The following is a 1,198-nucleotide window of genomic DNA, read 5'->3' as shown; positions in this document are numbered from 1 at the left end:
GGTAATCCCCCCTGTAATTAAGGGGGTTTAAAAGTAGAATTTTCTCGGCACTATGCATGAGGAGATTTTGAATGAAGACCAGCCGATACAGTGAAGCGCAGATTCTTTCGATTTTGCGTCAGGCGGAAGGCGGCGTGCCGGTGGCGCAGTTGTGCCGCGAGCATGGTATGAGCGATGCCTCTTTTTACAAATGGCGAGCGAAATATGGGGGCATGGATGCGTCCATGATCAGCCAGATGAAGGCGCTGGAGGACGAGAACCGGCGTCTGAAGCGGATGTATGCGGACCTGAGCATGCAGAACGATCTGATCAAGGAAGCCCTTGGAAAAAAGTAGATCGGCCATCTCAACGCCGCGAGATGGCCGAAACGGCGGTGGCTCGACGGGGTGTCGGCATTGCGCTGGCGTGCCGGGCCTTTGGGGTCAGCGAGACCTGTTATCGCTACAGTCCAAAGCTGCAGTCCGAGAATGAGGTGATCGCCGATCTGCTTGTTGGGCTGACGGATGCGCGCAAGACTTGGGGGTTTGGCTTGTGTTTTCTGCATTTACGCAATGTGAGGGGTCATCCATGGAACCACAAACGCGTTTATCGGATCTACTGCGAACTGGAACTGAACCTGCGGATCAAGCCCCGCAAGCGGCTGAAACGGGAGAAGCCTGATGCGCTGGCCGTGCCGGATGCGCCCAATGTGACCTGGTCCATGGACTTCATGGCGGATCGCCTCGGCGATGGCCGTGCATTCCGGCTTTTGAACGTGCTTGATGACTTCAACCGCGAGGGGCTGGGGATCGAGGTTGACGTCTCGCTGCCCGCCGAACGCGTTATCCGCAGTTTGAACCGCATCATCGAATGGCGGGGAAAACCCCGGACGATCAGAGTCGATAACGGCCCGGAATATATCAGTGAGACGCTGCTGATATGGGCTGAAAAACAGGGCATTGCCATCCAGCACACCCAACCCGGACAGCCGCAACAAAACGCTTATGTCGAGCGCTATAACCGCACGGTCAGACAGGAATGGCTGGACCAATATATCATCGAAAGCATCAAGGAGGCTCAGGATCAAGCCACGCAATGGCTATGGACTTATAACAATGAACGCCCCAACATGGGCATCGGTGGTATCACACCAGTAATGAAACTGAAAATCGCTGCGTGAATTCTATGAAGACCCCCCATTAAAAATGGGGGGATTACC

Annotated in this window: 1 protein-coding gene; it reads left to right on the top strand. The window is 54.9% G+C overall.

The window, feature by feature from the left end; all coding sequences use genetic code 11:
* The first annotated feature begins 71 nt into the window (after positions 1 to 71).
* Positions 72 to 1,159, top strand: a protein-coding gene (locus tag AQ1_RS12910; RefSeq protein WP_150007483.1) for an IS3 family transposase whose coding sequence is annotated in 2 segments (ribosomal slippage) — positions 72 to 333 and positions 333 to 1,159 — 1,089 coding nt in all. Because the reading frame shifts where the segments join, the coding sequence is not laid out codon by codon here.
* The last annotated feature ends 39 nt before the right edge of the window (positions 1,160 to 1,198 follow it).

Source organism: Iodidimonas nitroreducens (assembly GCA_000710935.1).
In the GTDB taxonomy this organism is placed as follows: domain Bacteria; phylum Pseudomonadota; class Alphaproteobacteria; order Sphingomonadales; family Rhodothalassiaceae; genus Iodidimonas; species Iodidimonas nitroreducens.
Note: the sequence above shows the minus strand (reverse complement) of the source record. Positions and strands in the feature narration are given on the sequence as shown.